The sequence below is a fragment of the Virgibacillus necropolis genome (genome assembly GCF_002224365.1).
Taxonomy (GTDB): Bacteria; Bacillota; Bacilli; order Bacillales; family Amphibacillaceae; genus Virgibacillus_F; species Virgibacillus_F necropolis.
Genome location: NZ_CP022437.1, coordinates 1,180,253 through 1,197,491 on the forward strand (window position 1 = coordinate 1,180,253; position 17,239 = coordinate 1,197,491).

The window sequence follows — 17,239 nt, forward strand, 5'->3', positions numbered from 1 at the left end:
AAACTATTTAGAATAGTTTCAGGCGACAGGCTCTTTGTACTTAAAATTCTGTTTATTATGTACCATTTGGTAGCAGATTATAGGCTAAGCCGATTCAGTAACGTTAATCCTATAGAATCACGCTTAAACAGGCTATACAACGTTTAATTCGTTTTGACGAAATCAGTTAATTCAATTTATGCTATTATAGTGCGTTTTAAAAATTGATCAGGAGGTGAGAACATTAAAAGCGGAACTAGTGAAATGACAAAAACAAAAGATATAAAAACTGAATTTCATTTTCGCGTGCCTAATAAAAAAGATGGGGCAGCTGTTTGGGAACTTATAAAACATACAGGTGTTCTTGACCTTAATTCCTCTTATAGCTATCTTATGTGGTGTGAAATCTTCTCGGAAACATCGATTGTGGCTATAGATGAAGGGGAAACGGTTGGTTTTATTTCCGGCTTTATTCACCCAGATACACCGAATACGTTGTTCATCTGGCAAGTAGCTGTTCATGAATCAGAACGGGGCAGGGGGCTCGGAACGAAGATGTTGTTTCAACTATTGCAACGTGAGTCTTGTGAAAATATTCACTATGTTGAAGCGACTGTCTCACCATCAAATACGCCATCACAAAACTTGTTTCATGGTTTTGCGGAAAAGCTCGATACGAATTGTGTAACAGGTGATTATTTTTCATCAACTGACTTTCCGCAAAAAGGACATGAAGATGAATTATTGTATAAGATTGGACCTATTCAAGAAGAAAACAAATTGAAAAAAGGGGCGATTTGATGACAACTGCAGTATTAAGTAATGCGAAAATGAAAACGTTTGAAGAAATGGAATCAGCAGTGAGAAGTTACAGCCGAGGATGGCCAACCATTTTTGAAAAGGCCAAAGGGTATAAGCTATGGGACATAGATGAAAAAGAATACATTGATTTTTTTGCAGGGGCAGGTGCACTAAATTACGGTCATAATAATGACATGATGCAAGAAAAAATGATCGATTATATTCGTAATGATGGACTTATTCATAGCCTAGATATGGGAACAACTCCAAGAAAAGAATTTCTTGAGCGTTTTAAAGAGGTAATTCTTACACCTCGGAAACTCGATTATAAGGTAATGTTTCCAGGACCAACTGGCACGAATACAGTTGAAAGTGCACTGAAAATAGCTAGAAAAGTAACAGGACGTGATACGGTAATTAGTTTTACGAATGCATTTCATGGAATGACAATCGGTTCCCTCTCTGTAACAGCAAATTCATTTAAACGACATGGAGCAGGGATTCCCCTTCATCATACTGTATCGATGCCATTCGATGACTATGTGGAAGATCAGGATGAAATCGCCTATATAGAAAAATTTCTAGAGGATAATGGAAGCGGTGTAGCGTTACCGGCCGCTATTATTCTAGAAACGGTTCAAGGGGAAGGCGGTATGAATGCTGCTAGATTGGAGTGGCTGAAAAAGATAGATAATATGTGTAAACGCTGGGACATTCTATTAATCGTTGACGATGTTCAAGCTGGCTGTGGAAGAACTGGTACTTTCTTTAGTTTTGAACCCGCTGGAATTAACCCGGATATTGTCTGTCTTTCGAAATCAATCGGTGGCATCGGACTACCAATGGCGATTACGTTAATTAAACCTGAGTATGACAAGTGGGGACCTGGAGAGCATAATGGAACATTTCGTGGAAATAACCTAGCGTTTATTGCTGCAAGAGAAGCGTTAACAAACTGGGAAACAGACGATTTTAGTAAAGCAATTGGGCAAAAGGCTGGTATTTTGAATGACGCTATTGAAGCTATCATAAAAAAGTACCCAGAACTAAACGGAAAGGCCCGCGGACGAGGTTTAATGCAGGGACTAGCAATTGATACATATGGTCTCGCAGGTGAAATTTGCGCGGAAGCATTCGAGCGTGGCTTAATTGTGGAAACATCGGGACCGAACGATGAAGTTATTAAATTTCTCCCACCACTTATTATTGATGAGAAAGGCCTTAATAAGGGACTCAAAATACTCGATGAAAGTATTAAACATGTTCTTGCACAATAATTAATATGCAATATGTTTTTATCAAACTAACTTATAAAGAAATGGGGAAGTAGAAATGATCGTAAAATCACTTGAAGATATTATTGGAACAGAGGATGAAAAGTCTGGCGAAACATGGTCAAGTCGTCGGTTTATATTGAAACAGGACAATGTCGGTTTTAGTATGAATGATACCATTATCAAAGCAGGTACAGAAAGTTATTTCTGGTATAAAAATCATATCGAAGCAGTTTATTGTATTGAAGGCGAAGGAGAAATTGAAAAGGTTGAGACTGGAGATGTTTATCAGCTTAAAGCAGGAACAATGTACCTTTTAAATGATAACGATAAACATAAACTCAGGGCAAGAACGCAAATGCGCATGGTGTGTGTATTTAACCCACCACTTGTAGGAAGAGAAACACATAATGAAGAAGGATATTATCCGTTGTTAACAGAATAAAGGAAATTGCTTTAACCACAAGTGCCTGTCACCCAAAGCTATTACGAATAGTTTCGGGTGACAGGCACTTAGTATGTACGATTGATTACTTTTCTATCTCTAACATTAAACTAGAACATAAACTTGGACAATCACCTGTTTTCAGATTTATAAGAACAGCTGCCCCAGCGGGTTTTCTCCTTAAATCATAGAATAAATAGAGTACTAATTTGCCAAGTACTCGGTAGTGTTTACAAATCTGTGGCAAATAGCTAGAAAGAAGGGAAATTTAATGGTTAAAGTTTATTTAGATCCAGGTCATGGTGGTTCTGATCCAGGCGCTAGTGGACACGGTTTAAAGGAAAAGGATATTGTATTAGATATTGCCTTACGCGTCCGAGATATTCTGAACAACGAATATAAAGATGTTGAGGTGAATATGAGCCGTACAACGGATACTTCCGTAAGTTTAGAGGGACGTACAAATGAAGCCAACGCATGGAACGCGGACTATTTTTTGTCGATTCATTGCAATGCCTTCAATGGATCTGCGCAAGGATATGAGGATTATATTTATATTGGTTTATCTGATTCCTCCCTGACAGCGCAGTATCAGGATATTTTGCACAGTGAAATTACTGCTGTTAATGAATTAACGGATCGGGGGCAAAAACAGGCTAACTTTCATGTATTACGCGAATCGATAATGCCAGCCTTATTAACGGAGAATGGCTTTATTGATAATGCGAGCAACGCTGCGAAATTGGCCGACCCTTCCTATCGTCAAAAAGTAGCCCGGGGGCATGTGAATGGTCTCGAGCGTGCCTTTAATCTGGAAAAAGTATCATCATCTGATGTTCTATATAAAGTGATTGCTGGTTCCTTCCAAGAACAAGCGAACGCTGAAGAGCGAGTGGCTTACCTTGATTCCAACGGGATATCTGCTTTCTTTGGCGAAATTACTGTATCAGGTGAAACTTGGTATCGTGTTCAGGCTGGGGCTTTTGAGAACCGTGATAATGCGGAACAGCGATTGACGAAGGTTAAGGAAGCTGGAATAGGCGATGCTTATATTCTTGAGGAAACTACTACGGTAACAACCTATAATGTTATTGCAGGATCTTTTAAGGAAAAGAAAAATGCAGATGATCGGGTTAGTTACCTTGATTCCAAGGGAATTCCTGCTTTTGTCGACCCAACCAATATATCAGGTGAAACTTGGTATCGTGTTCAGGCTGGAGCTTTTGAAGACAGGAAAAATGCTGAGGAACGGTTAGCAAGGGTTAGAGAAGCAGGGATTGAAAATGCTTTTATTATTGTAGATCGGGATCAGGATCAGAATCAGGATGAACCTATTGTTTCAGGATATCCAATTTCAGGGCCAGTTCTTGTATCTCCGGAACAGTTAAATCGGTATGTGCGGGCTATTAATCCAAATGCACCCGTTTTAGGAAGCTATTATTTAGAATTCGGGGAGTATTATGGTATTAAAGGAGATATTGCTTTCGCGCAAGCCCTGCATGAAACCGACTATTTCCGTTTTACAGGTGTCGTTGAAGCTGGGCAGAATAATTATGCTGGAATCGGTGCTACGGGGCCTGATAATCAAGGCGCTAGTTTTGCTACTCCAAGAGATGGAGTTCTTGCACACATTCAACATCTATTTGCCTATGCTTCTACGGAATCATTGCCAGACAAGCATCCATTGATAGATCCACGTTTTGATTTAGTTCAACGGGGGAGCGCGCCAACATGGCAGGCTTTAAATGGTAAATGGGCCGTCCCGGGAGATAACTATGGACAGTCTATTTTGCGCTTGTATGAAAGAATAGTGGAAACTTCTATTAGTGAATTGGAAACGGTTATAGAGGAGATTCAAGTTTAGTTTTAAAGCCTGTTAAACAGGCACCGACAGGCAATATTTCTATTGGATTTGCAGAATTTTTTTCCAAACCATCCTTCAAATAATCTATCAAACGATAATTGCTCCAGTTATTATTACCAGATTTGTCAGTGGAATATGTACTCAAAGACAATGCTAATTTCGTTATCTAAAAGAATTTACAGATCCTATTTCGAAATAATAGTAAATAAGCTTGACATTCGGTAGCAACACATGTAACCTGTTGATAATAATTAAATAGTTAGATTTCTTATCCAGAGAGGTGGAGGGACTGGCCCTTTGAAACCTCAGCAACAGGTTTTTTAAATACTGTGCTAATTCCAGAAGTGTAAAGCTTGGAGATAAGAAGAGCAACTAGCCACGGGCCTAAACCTCTTCTTATCTAAAGAAGGGGTTTTATTTTTGATTATTAAAAGTATACGAGGGAGGAAAAGAAATGAAGCGTAGTTTGAAAGAACGTTTAAGAGAAGGAACTGTCATTTGTGGGGAAGGTTATTTATTTGAATTAGAACGAAGAGGATATTTACAAGCTGGTTCCTTTGTTCCTGAGGTGGCACTAGATAATCCGGAGGCGCTTAAACAAGCATACAGGGATTATATGAATGCTGGTTCAGATGTTGTATTAGCTTTTACATATAATGCGCACAGGGAAAAAATGCGTATTATTGGTAAAGAAGAGCTATTAGAGCCGTTAAATAGAAATGCTATCCGTCTTGCAAAAGAGGTTGCTAAGGAGAATCCAAAAGAGGAAGCGCTGGTAGCTGGGAATATTTCCAATACGAATATTTTTGACCCAGAAGACCCTGAATCTAAGACTAAAGTAAGAGGTATATTTGCAGAAATGGTAAAGTGGTGTAAGGAAGAAGGAGTCGACTTCATAAATGGTGAAACGTTTTATTACCATGAAGAAGCACTTATTGCATTGGAAGAAATCCAAAAACAGGATTTGCCAGCAGTCATTACATTTGGATTAATGGGAGAAAATATTCTAAGAGATGGGTACACGGTAGATGAATCGTGTAAAATCCTTTCTGAACAAGGTGCATTGGTTGTTGGCATGAATTGTTTCAGGGGTCCTGAGACGATGCAACCATATCTCGCGGACATTCGAAAAAGTGTTGATGGATATGTGGGTGGCTTACCTATCCCATACCGTACAAGTGAAGAAAACCCGACATTCTTTAACCTACCTGATGGAGGATGTAGCTGTCATTTACCTTTAGAAACAACTTTCCCAACAGCGCTGGATCCACTTTACCATAACCGCTATGAATTGGCGGAGTGGGCAAAAGAGGCAAAAGATATCGGCATTAACTATATCGGTTTATGTTGCGGTGCATCACCAGCAATGTTGCGTGCTGTAGCAGAAGCGGTAGGAGTTGAAACAATTAATTCAAAATACTCACCTGACATGGAAAAGCATTTCTTATTTGGAAAAGACGAAACACTAAAAAAACATAATTTGGGTTATCGGTTGAAAGCATAATGGGAATGAGTGAAATAATAATGCTTGTAGAAAAAAGTTTTTTCTACAAGCTTTTTTCAGATATGAATCATACTAGAGTAGACAGACAAATAGTTTGTAAAGACCAGAAGTTAATTAGTATTATATAGAGAGGATTACTTGGAATTAAGTTAGGAAGGTGTCTTGAATGAAAGTTGTAAATAACGTAACAGAATTGATGGGAGATACACCAATCGTAAGGCTGAACAAGCTTGTCCCAGAGGATGCAGCAGATGTTTTTGTTAAATTAGAGATGTTTAACCCAAGCAGGAGTGTTAAAGACCGCGCTGCAATAAACATGATTAGGGTTGCGGAAGAAAAAGGTTTATTGAAGCCAGGTGGCATGATTATCGAACCGACCAGTGGAAATACGGGAATTGGGCTTGCCATGGCCGCTGCCGCAAAGGGATACCAAGCAATTATGATCATGCCTGATAACAGTACAATGGAGAGAAGAAATATTTTAAAAGCTTATGGTGCGGAAGTTGTATTGGTTCCAAGCGAGGAGAAAATGCCTGGAGCTATCAAAAAGGCTTTGGAGTTGCGTACTGAAAACCCTGGTAGTTTTATTCCACAGCAATTTGAGAACCATGCAAATGCAGACGTACACAGAAGTACAACAGCCCTTGAAATTTATGAACAAATGGACGGGAACTTAGATGCATTTGTATGCACAGCAGGAACAGGCGGAACCGTGACAGGGACAGGCGAAGTGTTAAAGGGAAAACTACCGAAGCTTGTGATTACAATTGCGGAGCCAAAAGGGTCGCCAGTTTTATCAGGGGGAAAACCTGGTAGTCATAAGCTAGTGGGTACTAGTCCAGGTTTCATTCCGGACATTTTAAATACAGGAATTTATGATGAGATTATGCAGATAGAGGACGCGATTGCGATTGACATGTTCAAAAAGTTACCAAGGGATGAGGGCCTTTTTGTCGGGTTGTCTGGAGCGGCATCCATTTATACCGCAATTGAAGTTGCGAAACGATTGGGAAAAGGGAAACGCGTATTATGTATAGCACCTGATAGTGGTGAACGGTATCTTAGTATGAATTTGATTGATGAATAATTGTGTTTTGTTTGTAATGTTTAACAGGCTAGGCTAAATCGCGCGGTGGAATGATTTTTAAATGAGTTTTGCTTGAAATTTATCTTTCACGCGAGATTTAGACCTGTTCTTGCCAAATAGATCCTACACCTTTACCTCGCATGATATAGAGATAAAATGTACGAACGTTTTGAAGTGAAAAAAGGATTGACACATTCAACAACGGATGCGTATACTGGTTTATAACCAAGTTCGTTTATAGGAATTGTCGTAATAAGGAGGTAGTTTGGTGTTTCTTCAAATGAATCATGTAGGAAAAACCTTTACCAATCAAGATCAGCAATCATCTTTTACCGTTTTCTCCGATATTGACTTAAACGTATCTGAAAACCAATTCGTATCTATCCTAGGACCGTCTGGCTGTGGGAAATCGACTTTACTATCGATGGTGGCTGGACTCGAAAGCGCCACAGAAGGATCCATTTTGCTTCAAGAAAAGGAAATTAAGCAGGCTGGGCCTGACCGGGGCATGGTTTTTCAACAGCCTTCCCTATTTCCGTGGCTTAATGTTCACGACAACGTTACCTTTCCGTTGAAAGGGATTATGGGTAAAAAAGAAGCGAGTGCGCAGGCCAAACATTTTTTGAAAATGGTTCACTTAAGCCGTTTTAAAAATAGTTTCATTTATGAACTTTCAGGTGGGATGCAGCAACGGGTAGCCATTGCCCGTGCACTAGCAATGGACCCTAAAGTTTTATTAATGGATGAACCATTTGGAGCACTAGATGAACAAACACGCCATATTTTACAAGATGAATTAATTAAAATTTGGCAAGAAACACAAAAAACAATTCTTTTTGTCACACATAGCATACAAGAAGCTATCAAACTATCAGATCGTGTGATTGTTATGGGAACGCGCCCAGGCCGTGTCATATCTGACTTTAAAATAGATATACCGAGACCAAGAAAACGGGAAGACCCCGCCGTCATTGAACTTGAAAAGAGAGTGATGGATATGCTTGAAGGGGAAATTAATAAAGTCTTAAAGGAAGAGCTATCAAATGAAATTAACTATAGTCATTAAACGTGTTCTATTTTTAATAGCGGTTATTGGTTTATGGCAATTTATTTATTCAATAGATGTGTTTGCAGATATTATTTTTCCATCTCCAATTCAAGTCTTTACAGCGTTATATGACGGATTTGCGAGTGGGGACTTCGTCAAGGCACTTGGGGCAAGTCTTAAACATTTACTTATTGGATTGTCGTTGGCTATCCTGTTTGGAACGATTGTAGGAGTGATTTTTGGCAAATCCAAACAAGCAGACGAAACGGCTGGTATGTATCTAGTTGCCCTGCAAAGTATTCCAAGTATTGTCTGGGTTCCACTCGCTATTATGCTGTTTGGGTTCACAGAATTTGCAGTTGTTTTTGTCGTCGTTTTAGGTGGAACATTCGTCATGGGCTTAAACGTCAGATCCGCTATTCACAATGTTCCCCCGCAATTTATACGTGCAGCAAGAACGATGGGAACGAAGGGCTTCGGGTTATTTTACCGAGTTGAAGTGCCAGCAAGTATTCCGTATTTCATGTCAGGAATCAGGCTTGCTTGGGCATTCAGCTGGCGCGCATTGATGGCAGGTGAACTACTCAGTAACGGACCTGGACTCGGCTATTCATTAAGATACGCTCAAGATTATGCCCGTATGGATCAAGTCATCGGCATCATTATCATCATCGGATTGATTGGAGCGGTCGTCGATCAGCTCGTATTTTCAAAATTAGAGAAAAACGTTATGAAGCGTTGGGGTTTGGTCAAATAAAAGAGAGGATGAAAAACATAAATGAAGAAACTTTTATTAGTTATGGCATTCGTCACACTTAGCCTTGTATTAGCTGCATGTGGAAGTAGCGAGGAATCAGCAAGTAGTGATGGGTCAAAAGAAATCACAATTGGATACTTCCCGAACATTAACCACGTTGCAGGAATGGTAGCTGAAGAGAAAAAACTGTATGCAGAAACATTACCTGATGGAACAAAGGTAAACTATAAATATTTCCCGGGTGGAGCGGCATTTATGACCGCGATTGAAACAGGCGAAATTGAGGGTGGACTCGTTGGACCTGGTCCAGCAATGAATCACTTTATAAGCGGTGCAAAAATTAATATCGTTGCGGCAGGATCAACAGGTGGTACTGTCATTATGGCTAGAAAAGGGGCTAACATAGAAGCACCTAAAGGCTTAAAAGACAAAACCTTTATATCCCCACATGTTGGGTGCACGCATGACGTTCAGTTCGAAACGATGATGAAAGAAGAATTTGGCATCACATCTGAACGTATTGACGGATCAATGAAACACGTCACAGGGAAACCCGCCACCTATCACAGCATGTTTGTAGCAGGAAACGTAGATGCGGCAACAGTTCCAGAACCATGGGCATCTGTGATTGAAGCAAAAGGTAGTGGGGAAGTACTCGTAGACACCGCCGACGTTGCCTATGGTGAAACATTACCAGCGGCTGTATTTGTCACATCACAAGATCTAGTCAAAAACAATCCTGACATGGTTCAAAGTATCGTAGACGCACATAAAAAAGCAACCGAGTTTATTAAAGATAACCCAGAAGAAGCGAAAACAATTGCCATCGATAAAATCAAAGACATTACGGATCAGAAGCTTTCTAAATCAGTCATTGATAATGCATGGGAACGGATAGATTTCACGTATGAAGTGAACGGAGATGTCCTGCAAGATTTTGCTAATTCTTCCTATGAACTTGAGTTTTTGAAGGAAAAGCCAGATTTAGAGGGATTAGTTGATACTAGTTTTGTTGAATAAACGTTAATGCTGGTTGTTCTTAAGGAGAATAAAAGCTTGTAGATACACTACACTCAGGGTCGAGTGTTTTTCTACAAGCTTTTTGTTTATCCTAAACTAAGTATCATCCCCATCAAAAAAATTCCTTATTAACCTTATAAACCGATTAACTAATGGTGGTAAATATCTGTTTTTATCTATAGCTAGATATACGGTTCTTGATATATTTGAGTCCTGTATTTTTTTAACATGAAACGGAAATTTCTTTGAATACTTAACATAGTTCTCAGGCACCACAGTAATACCTAAACCTTCTTCCACCATACTGCAAGCAGTTTCGAACCTCTCAATTTCAAACTGAATGTTTGGTTTGACTCCTGACTTACGGAATGCATTTAAAATATCTTCGCGAGTTTGGAACCCTTCTTTACATACTATAAATTCCTCATTCTCTAAGTCGCTAATTTTAATGTAGTTTTTTGCAACTAAAGGATGCGAAGGCGGTAGTATAGCGACTAAATTCTCCTCATAAATCGGTATGGTTTCTATTTCTTCATTGTTTATATATTGATTGGTAATGGCTAGATGTACATCAAAATTACTTAAGGACTTTACTACCTCGTCTAAGCTTAAGATATCAAATATTTTTATGTGGACATCATTATATTCCTTTTTAAACTCTTTTATTATCTTTGGAACCCAAGATTTAGAGGATTCTATTAAACCGAATGATAATTCTAACGGACCCTGTTGTTTTAGGCGTGTCATTTCTTCGGATACATGATCGAAATGGTTTATCAATTTTTTAGCTTCTTGATACAGTATTTTCCCTTCTTTCGTTAAACTCGATTCGCGGGTACTCCTATCCATTAGTGTGAGACCTAGTTCAATTTCTAATTTTTTAATTGTTGTACTTAGAGAGGGCTGGGATATGTGTAGCATTGAAGCGGCGTTCGTATATGTCTCCTGTTCTACAACGGTTATAAAGTAACGTAAATGACGTATTTCCATTAAAATACCACCTTATTTATAGAGGATGTTCAAAAAGTCACCAAATGATAAACGGCGAATTTCTTCGTTGCGCAGTTTTTCCGGTCCTCACGTATTAAAAGCATAGAGGAACTTCTACTAAAACCGTCCACGTCCTGTGGACAACGTAGAAGTCAGCACATCCTGTGCAAGTCCGGTCCTCAAAATCTTCGCGCCTCGAACTTCTTGTTTCTAATTTGTCGACTTTTTGAACACGCATTTATAGTTTAAAACTATATAAATATAATAAATATGTATTAGTAATTATATATTATCTTAATTATAATGAAATGGAAAGCTATTATATTCTGAATTCATAAACTATAAAAAATGAGGTGTTACTATCTATAAATTACCCGATAAAGAATTATGGACTGGAAGAGTTGATCATGAAGAAGACGTAAACAGTTTCCGTTTTCATCAAGTCGTTAAGTTTAACGATATAGATAAATCAACAAAAAATGAAAGCGCTTTTGGTATTATTGGTTTTGAATGTGACGAGGGTGTTAGACGAAATAAAGGAAGAGTAGGTGCTTCTTCGGCTCCACGTGAGATCAGAAAGTTATTATCAAGCTTACCCTATAATATAGGTGATAATGCGAACTTAATAGACGCTGGAAATGTTGTATGTGAAAATGACGAGATGGAGGCTGCCCAAGAAGAATTAGGGATTCATATTACAAAATTACTTAACCATTCCACTATACCAATTATTATAGGTGGAGGTCATGAAACATTATATGGTCATTATTTAGGGGTAAGGGAGTTCATTGGACCTGAGCAATCAGTAGGTATTATAAATATTGATGCACATTTTGATATGAGAGATGATAGTGTACCTTCTTCTGGAACAATGTTTAGACAAATACTTGAGCAGGATACTAATGCTGGATATTTATGTCTAGGAATACAAGAGTTTGGGAACACAAAGGCTTTGTTTGAGAAGGCAAACAAACTTAATTGTACCCATATTCTTGAAGAAGATATTACTTCTAACAATTATCAACATACATTCCAAACTATAGATGAATTTTCCGATAAGCATGATTATATTATGCTGACGTTATGTACAGATTCTATTATTGCATCTGAAGCGCCTGGGGTTAGTGCACCATCAGTCTTTGGATTGGAAGCAAAAGTAGTGAGAAATTTATTACGCTACATTATTTCAAAGCCAAACATTGTAAGCTTTGATATATCTGAAGTTAATCCATTAGTAGATGAAGGTAATAAGACAACAAAATTAGCTGCACATTTAATTGCAGTGGTTATGAAATATTTTAGGGGATGTAATGTTTAACAAAGGGGGGAACTAATATGAGTTTGGAAATAAATCAATTAACCACCATATTTATTGCAGTAGCAGTTTTTATGATAGGTAGTTACTTAAATAAGAGGATCCATTTTCTAGATAGATTTTGTATCCCAGCTCCAGTTGTTGGAGGGCTTTTATTTGCAATTATTGCTACTATATTAAAAGGATTTCATCTTCTAGAAATAAGTTTAGATACCTCTTTACAAGGACTTTTTATGTTGACATTTTTTACAACTGTTGGACTTGGGGCTAGCTTTGGTTTAATTAAGCTAGGTGGAAAGCTATTAGTTATATACTGGCTTTCTTGCGGTTTTTTAGCATTAGTACAGAGTGTAATTGGGATTTCTTTTGCAAAGCTATTAAATCTTGACCCGTTAATCGGTGTAATGGTAGGAGCAACATCAATGGAAGGTGGCCATGGGGCAGCTACGGCATTCGGAACCACTATTGAAGAACTTGGAGTTGAATCAGCATTATCAATAGGATTAGCTGCAGCCACAGTTGGACTTGTAGCTGGTGGATTAATCGGTGGTCCAATTGTAAAGCATTTGATTACTAAATATAATTTAAAACCGACAGAAACTGACGTTGAAGATGATAGTTCAGCGCTGGAAAATGTCCAAGCTTCAACTTCTAATTTAACATCAAAGACATTTATGATTCAGGTATTTATTATAACATTATGTATGGCAGTGGGATCGTATTTGGGTGAGTTATTTACTAGTACAACGGGGTTTGCGATACCTAGTTATGTAAGCGCAATGTTTGTTGCAGTAATAGTAAGAAATATTATTGATAAATATGATCGCAATATTATTCAAATGAAAAGTATCAGCATTATCGGGGACATCACACTGGGTATATTCCTATCGATGGCGCTAATGAGCATTAAATTATGGGAGGTTGCGAATCTTGCTTTTCCATTACTAATAATTATCTTCGTCCAAGTACTATTCATCGCATTATTTGGTATTTTTGTTTTATTTAGGATGTTAGGTAAAGATTATGATGCTGCAGTAATGGTAGGTGGGTTCACCGGCCACGGCCTAGGTGCAACACCTAACGCGATTGCCAACATGGATGCGATTGTAAATAAATACGGTCCTTCTCGTAAGGCATTTCTAATCGTACCTATAGTTGGAGCATTCTTAATTGATGTTTTCGCAATGCCAATTATTATCACTAGTATAAATATGTTTAGTTAATACTGAAACAGAGTTACGGCGTTAGGATTTCAAGGGGATATTTCAAATAAAACTGCCTTCTCCTGTAGCATTCAGGGGGAAGGCAGTTTCGTTATATCTTCTTTAGGCTTGTTATAATTTGATTAACATCTACAAGCCAATAACCTTATCGACTTCTACTTTTTCTGACTTTGAAATATTAAATAAGAGACTACCTACTACACAAATAATGAGGTTTACCAATAATCCCCAAAGTCCGCTAAATATACCAAACGGTGTAATATTTGCGAATGTCATTACCGTGGCGATAATTGTACCAACAACCATTCCGATAAAAACTGATTTGGAATGAAGCTGTTTCCAGTACAGCCCCAAGATAAAGGCTGGAGCAATCTGGACTAGTAATTCAAATTTTAATACGAATATCTCATATAATGTAGCTGGCGGATACCAAGCAATTACCAGCAGTATTCCAGTTGCAATAATACCGGTAATTTTTCCAACAAAAATCTGTTTATGTTCTGTTGCTTTCGGATTAATATACCTTCCGTACAAATCCTTTGAAATGACAGATGAAAAGGTCAAAAGCACCGAGTCAGCTGTAGAAATGATAGCAGCGATAATTCCACCGAATAACAGAATCATAGCCCAATAGAAAAATAGATTTTCTGAAGCGATAGCATTTGCCATCATTCCAACCAGTTTTTCTGATTCCATTTCACCTAAGTCTGGAAATGCATTGATTCCAATTATCCCAACCAATAAGATTACACCAGTAGTCACGAATGGCATCCAAGCCATGCCGATCAATGAATTCTTAAGTGTTTTTTCATTTTTTGCGGAAAATATCCGCTGAATGGCATGCGGATAAATGGATGCTCCAATCAGTACAAGGACCAGCATGCTAAACCAGCCGACTATCCCATCTGTTTCCGGAACACCCAGTTTCTCAGGTGTAAATGTTGCCATGTAGTCTGCAGTTGAGGGCAATCCACCAAAGTAGACAATTGAGCCAATTACAAGAATGAATACACCAAAAAGAAGGGCAATTCCCTGCATTGTGTCTGTATAGGCCACTGATCGCATGCCACCGAGCCAGCTGTAGATCAGCATAATGACGATGAAAAAGACAACACATAATTGATATGGTACGGTGCCACCAGTTAGTCCTGAAACCCCTTGACCAACTGCTACAAGTTGTTCAAGAAGATAGTTACCTAAGCCGTACAACATAAGAATGGAGCCTAAAATGGTAATACCTTTTGAACGGAAACGTGTAGCAAGCCAGTCGGATGGAGTAATAAAGTTAAACTTTCTGCTAAGTACGTATAACCTTGGAGCGAACAGCAAGTACCCGACCATGACCAAAATCATGAACGTGATGGACTGTAACCATTCGAACCCAATTCGGTACCCTTGAGGAGCGTACCCAATAATAGTGTTTCCGCTGTATTGGGTTGCATAAAATGTGAAGAAAAGAACCATCACACTTAAACCTCTTCCGCCTAAGTAGTATTCTGTATTGCTTTCTCGGATATTTTTATTTTTAAAATACGTAATTAAGCCGATTGCTAGCATGATGAGGCCATACACTGCCATTATCAGGACACCGGACCAACCGCCAAAGGCTAAATCTCCTGTCATTTCTCCTCCTCCTTCATGTTCGGATCTTCCTCAGTTATCCATAAGTATTTGATTGCGTACGTAATAGTTGCTGAAAAGGCAAGGGAAACGAGTATTACAATCCAGCCCCAATAAGGGATTCCGAGAATCAAGGGTTTATAGCTTCCTACAGGTAAATACCAGGGGACACTTAACAGAAATAAAACCCCAAATATGATCCATAACTTCCCATTTTTAATTGGTTCTTTCTTAAATTTCAACATTCAAATTCCTCCTATCCTTTTTAAGATTCAGAACTCATTTTACATACGGATCCATATAATAGGCTCTTTGTTGCTCAAAACGCGAGATGTTTTCCTCTGCCGTCATCGTTACGTCGATATCATCAAGTCCATTTAAAAATTTATGACGTATGTGGGATGCAATTGAAAACGATGTTGCCCAACCAGATTCAACTTGGATGATTTCATTCTCTAAATCTACCTGTAACGAAAAGTTAGGGTTATTTTTTTCCAGGTCAAACAATGCTTCTATTTGTTCATGCTCAAGCTCAATTAACAGTAATCCGTTCTTTGAACAATTCCCTTTAAAAATATCTGCAAATGAAGGTGCAATGATTACTTGGAATCCGTAATCATGCAGTGCCCAAACCGCATTCTCTCTTGATGAGCCACATCCGAAATTATCACCGGTAAGTAAAATAGATGCTTGTTTATATTTTTCTTTGTTCAACACAAAATCCGTTTGGGGTTTCCCAGCATCGTCAAAACGCCAATAATACATCAGATGTTTTCCGTAACCCGTTCGTTCAACCCGCTTCAAAAACTCTGTAGGAATGATGATGTCAGTATCAATATTGGATTTATTAAGCGGTGCAACAGAACCCGTGTACTTACGAAATGGTTTCATTTTTTTTCACCTCCCCAATATAATTCCACCCTCTGATATCTGTCAGACGACCAGTTATTGCCGCGGCGGCAGCCATTGCTGGGCTTACGAGGTGAGTTCTTACACCCTTTCCTTGACGGCCTTCAAAATTACGATTGGATGTTGAGGCAACTCTGTCTCCCGGGTTAGCAATGTCAGGGTTCATTCCAGGACACATGCTACAACCTGGCTCTCTCCATTCAAACCCAGCTTCAATAAAAACTTTGTCCAATCCCTCTTTTTCGGCGCGTCTTTTAATGTGATAAGAACCTGGAACAACTAGTGATGTAATGCTTTTATTAACTTTGTGACCATGGGCCACTTGTGCAGCTAAACGTAAATCTTCTATTCTAGAATTCGTACAAGAACCGATAAATACCCGATCTATATCTATTTCATTCATTTTTGTTAGTGGTTTTAAATCCATATAATATAGAGCTGCTTCTGCTGTTGCCTTCGTTTCAGAATCCGTGAAACTTCCTGGGGAAGGAATATAATCATCAATCGATGTTACCTGACCAGGATTGGTCCCCCAGGTTACTTGGGGAGCTAACTCACCTATGTTTATCGTTATTGTTTTATCATAAACAGCATTTGGGTCACTATATAGTTTGCTCCACTCTCTGACTGCTTCATCCCATTTTTGACCTTTAGGTACAAACTGTCGGTTCTTTAAATAGGCAATTGTTTTTTCGTCGGGAGCAACCATTCCTGAACGTGCGCCAGCCTCTAGCACCATATTACAAATTGTCATTCGTTCATCCATGGACATGTTTTTAACTGCGTTTCCTGTGAACTCCACTACATGCCCAACCCCACCATCAGTACCAATTTCACCGATGATACTTAATATAATATCCTTGCTGCTTACTCCCTCTGGCATATCACCTTCAATTTGAATGTTCATTGTTTTCGGTTTTACTTGAGGTAGAGTTTGTGTCGCCAATACATGCGTAATTTCACTTGATCCAATTCCAAATGCAAATGCTCCGAATGCACCATGTGTAGAGGTATGGCTATCTCCACAAACAATTGTTTTTCCCGGCGTTGTTAATCCGAGCTCAGGTCCAATAATGTGAACAATACCATTGTCAGGGTGGTCTAGATCATAAGCTGTAATATCAAATTCTTTACAATTACTGATTAAAGCTTCAACTTGTTTTTTTGCAAGTAGGTCCTTAAACTCTAAATTCCTGTCAGTTGTTGGAACGTTGTGGTCAGCTGATGCGAATGTTAAATCTGGCCGTCTAACTGTTCGCCCCTGATCCCTAAGCAAAGAAAAAGCCTGCGGTGATGTGACATCATGAATTAAGTGTAGATCAATAAAAATTAATGGTAGATCAAGTGGCGAATCAATTACGTGATTTTCCCAAACTTTCTCGAAAAGTGTTCTTGGAGCCATT

Annotated in this window: 16 protein-coding genes, 1 pseudogene and 1 riboswitch; of the genes and pseudogenes, 12 read left to right on the forward strand and 5 right to left on the reverse strand. The window is 38.7% G+C overall.

Features of this window, described 5'->3' with window-relative positions; translation table 11 throughout:
* Positions 1–243: 243 nt before the first annotated feature.
* The 10 genes and pseudogenes from ectA to CFK40_RS05455 all read left to right on the forward strand — a co-directional run bounded on the left by ectA (position 244) and on the right by CFK40_RS05455 (position 9,779).
* The gene (ectA, locus tag CFK40_RS05415; protein WP_089531278.1) at positions 244–780 is read left to right on the forward strand and encodes a diaminobutyrate acetyltransferase; all 537 of its coding nucleotides are present in this window, start codon (positions 244–246) and stop codon (positions 778–780) included.
* Positions 780–2,057, forward strand: a complete 1,278-nt coding sequence (gene ectB / locus CFK40_RS05420; RefSeq protein ID WP_089531280.1) for a diaminobutyrate--2-oxoglutarate transaminase — start codon at positions 780–782, stop codon at positions 2,055–2,057. Before ectA ends, ectB begins: the two co-directional genes overlap by 1 nt.
* 55 nt (positions 2,058–2,112) lie before the next feature.
* A complete protein-coding gene (locus CFK40_RS05425) occupies positions 2,113–2,499 on the forward strand; it encodes an ectoine synthase (RefSeq protein ID WP_089531282.1) in 387 nt (128 codons plus the stop codon).
* Positions 2,500–2,770: 271 nt separating this feature from the next.
* A pseudogene (locus tag CFK40_RS21760) lies at positions 2,771–3,562 on the forward strand (N-acetylmuramoyl-L-alanine amidase); the annotation flags it as partial.
* Between the two features lie 27 nt (positions 3,563–3,589).
* Positions 3,590–4,363, forward strand: a complete 774-nt coding sequence (locus CFK40_RS21765) for an SPOR domain-containing protein (RefSeq protein WP_405196585.1) — start codon at positions 3,590–3,592, stop codon at positions 4,361–4,363.
* Positions 4,364–4,628: 265 nt separating this feature from the next.
* Positions 4,629–4,729: riboswitch (SAM riboswitch) on the forward strand.
* An 88-nt stretch (positions 4,730–4,817) separates the two neighbouring features.
* A complete protein-coding gene (locus CFK40_RS05435; RefSeq protein ID WP_089531285.1) occupies positions 4,818–5,867 on the forward strand; it encodes a homocysteine S-methyltransferase family protein in 1,050 nt (349 codons plus the stop codon).
* Positions 5,868–6,033: 166 nt separating this feature from the next.
* The gene (gene cysK, locus CFK40_RS05440) at positions 6,034–6,954 is read left to right on the forward strand and encodes a cysteine synthase A (RefSeq protein ID WP_089531287.1); all 921 of its coding nucleotides are present in this window, start codon (positions 6,034–6,036) and stop codon (positions 6,952–6,954) included.
* Between the two features lie 268 nt (positions 6,955–7,222).
* A complete protein-coding gene (locus CFK40_RS05445) occupies positions 7,223–8,020 on the forward strand; it encodes an ABC transporter ATP-binding protein (RefSeq protein WP_089531289.1) in 798 nt (265 codons plus the stop codon).
* Positions 7,998–8,759, forward strand: a complete 762-nt coding sequence (locus CFK40_RS05450; protein WP_089531290.1) for an ABC transporter permease — start codon at positions 7,998–8,000, stop codon at positions 8,757–8,759. The genes CFK40_RS05445 and CFK40_RS05450 overlap by 23 nt, the downstream gene beginning before the upstream one ends.
* 21 nt (positions 8,760–8,780) lie before the next feature.
* Positions 8,781–9,779 (forward strand): aliphatic sulfonate ABC transporter substrate-binding protein, encoded by a 999-nt coding sequence (locus CFK40_RS05455; RefSeq protein ID WP_089531292.1) that lies wholly within the window; start codon positions 8,781–8,783, stop codon positions 9,777–9,779.
* 96 nt (positions 9,780–9,875) lie between these two features.
* Here the strand turns inward: CFK40_RS05455 and CFK40_RS05460 are convergent, their stop codons facing one another.
* Positions 9,876–10,769 carry a LysR family transcriptional regulator gene (locus CFK40_RS05460; protein ID WP_089531294.1) on the reverse strand — a complete coding sequence of 298 codons (894 nt, stop codon included), beginning with the start codon at positions 10,767–10,769 and terminating at the stop codon, positions 9,876–9,878.
* A 361-nt stretch (positions 10,770–11,130) separates the two neighbouring features.
* Between CFK40_RS05460 and hutG the strand changes: the two genes are divergently transcribed.
* A complete protein-coding gene (gene hutG / locus CFK40_RS05465) occupies positions 11,131–12,087 on the forward strand; it encodes a formimidoylglutamase (RefSeq protein ID WP_089531296.1) in 957 nt (318 codons plus the stop codon).
* Between the two features lie 17 nt (positions 12,088–12,104).
* On the forward strand, positions 12,105–13,307 hold the full coding sequence (gene gltS / locus CFK40_RS05470) for a sodium/glutamate symporter (protein ID WP_089531298.1): 1,203 nt from the start codon (positions 12,105–12,107) through the stop codon (positions 13,305–13,307).
* 129 nt (positions 13,308–13,436) lie between these two features.
* On the opposite strand, the gene CFK40_RS05475 is transcribed toward gltS, so the two are convergent.
* Genes CFK40_RS05475 through leuC form a run of 4 tightly spaced genes read right to left on the reverse strand, consistent with a single transcriptional unit; the run spans position 13,437 to position 17,238 of the window.
* The gene (locus tag CFK40_RS05475; protein WP_089531300.1) at positions 13,437–14,930 is read right to left on the reverse strand and encodes a sodium:solute symporter family protein; all 1,494 of its coding nucleotides are present in this window, start codon (positions 14,928–14,930) and stop codon (positions 13,437–13,439) included.
* Positions 14,927–15,172: a hypothetical protein gene (locus CFK40_RS05480; RefSeq protein WP_089531302.1), complete on the reverse strand. Its 246-nt coding sequence runs from the start codon at positions 15,170–15,172 to the stop codon at positions 14,927–14,929. The genes CFK40_RS05475 and CFK40_RS05480 overlap by 4 nt, the downstream gene beginning before the upstream one ends.
* A 34-nt stretch (positions 15,173–15,206) precedes the next feature.
* Positions 15,207–15,818 (reverse strand): 3-isopropylmalate dehydratase small subunit, encoded by a 612-nt coding sequence (gene leuD, locus CFK40_RS05485; protein ID WP_089531303.1) that lies wholly within the window; start codon positions 15,816–15,818, stop codon positions 15,207–15,209.
* A complete protein-coding gene (gene leuC / locus CFK40_RS05490) occupies positions 15,802–17,238 on the reverse strand; it encodes a 3-isopropylmalate dehydratase large subunit (RefSeq protein ID WP_089531305.1) in 1,437 nt (478 codons plus the stop codon). Before leuC ends, leuD begins: the two co-directional genes overlap by 17 nt.
* Position 17,239 lies beyond the last annotated feature (1 nt).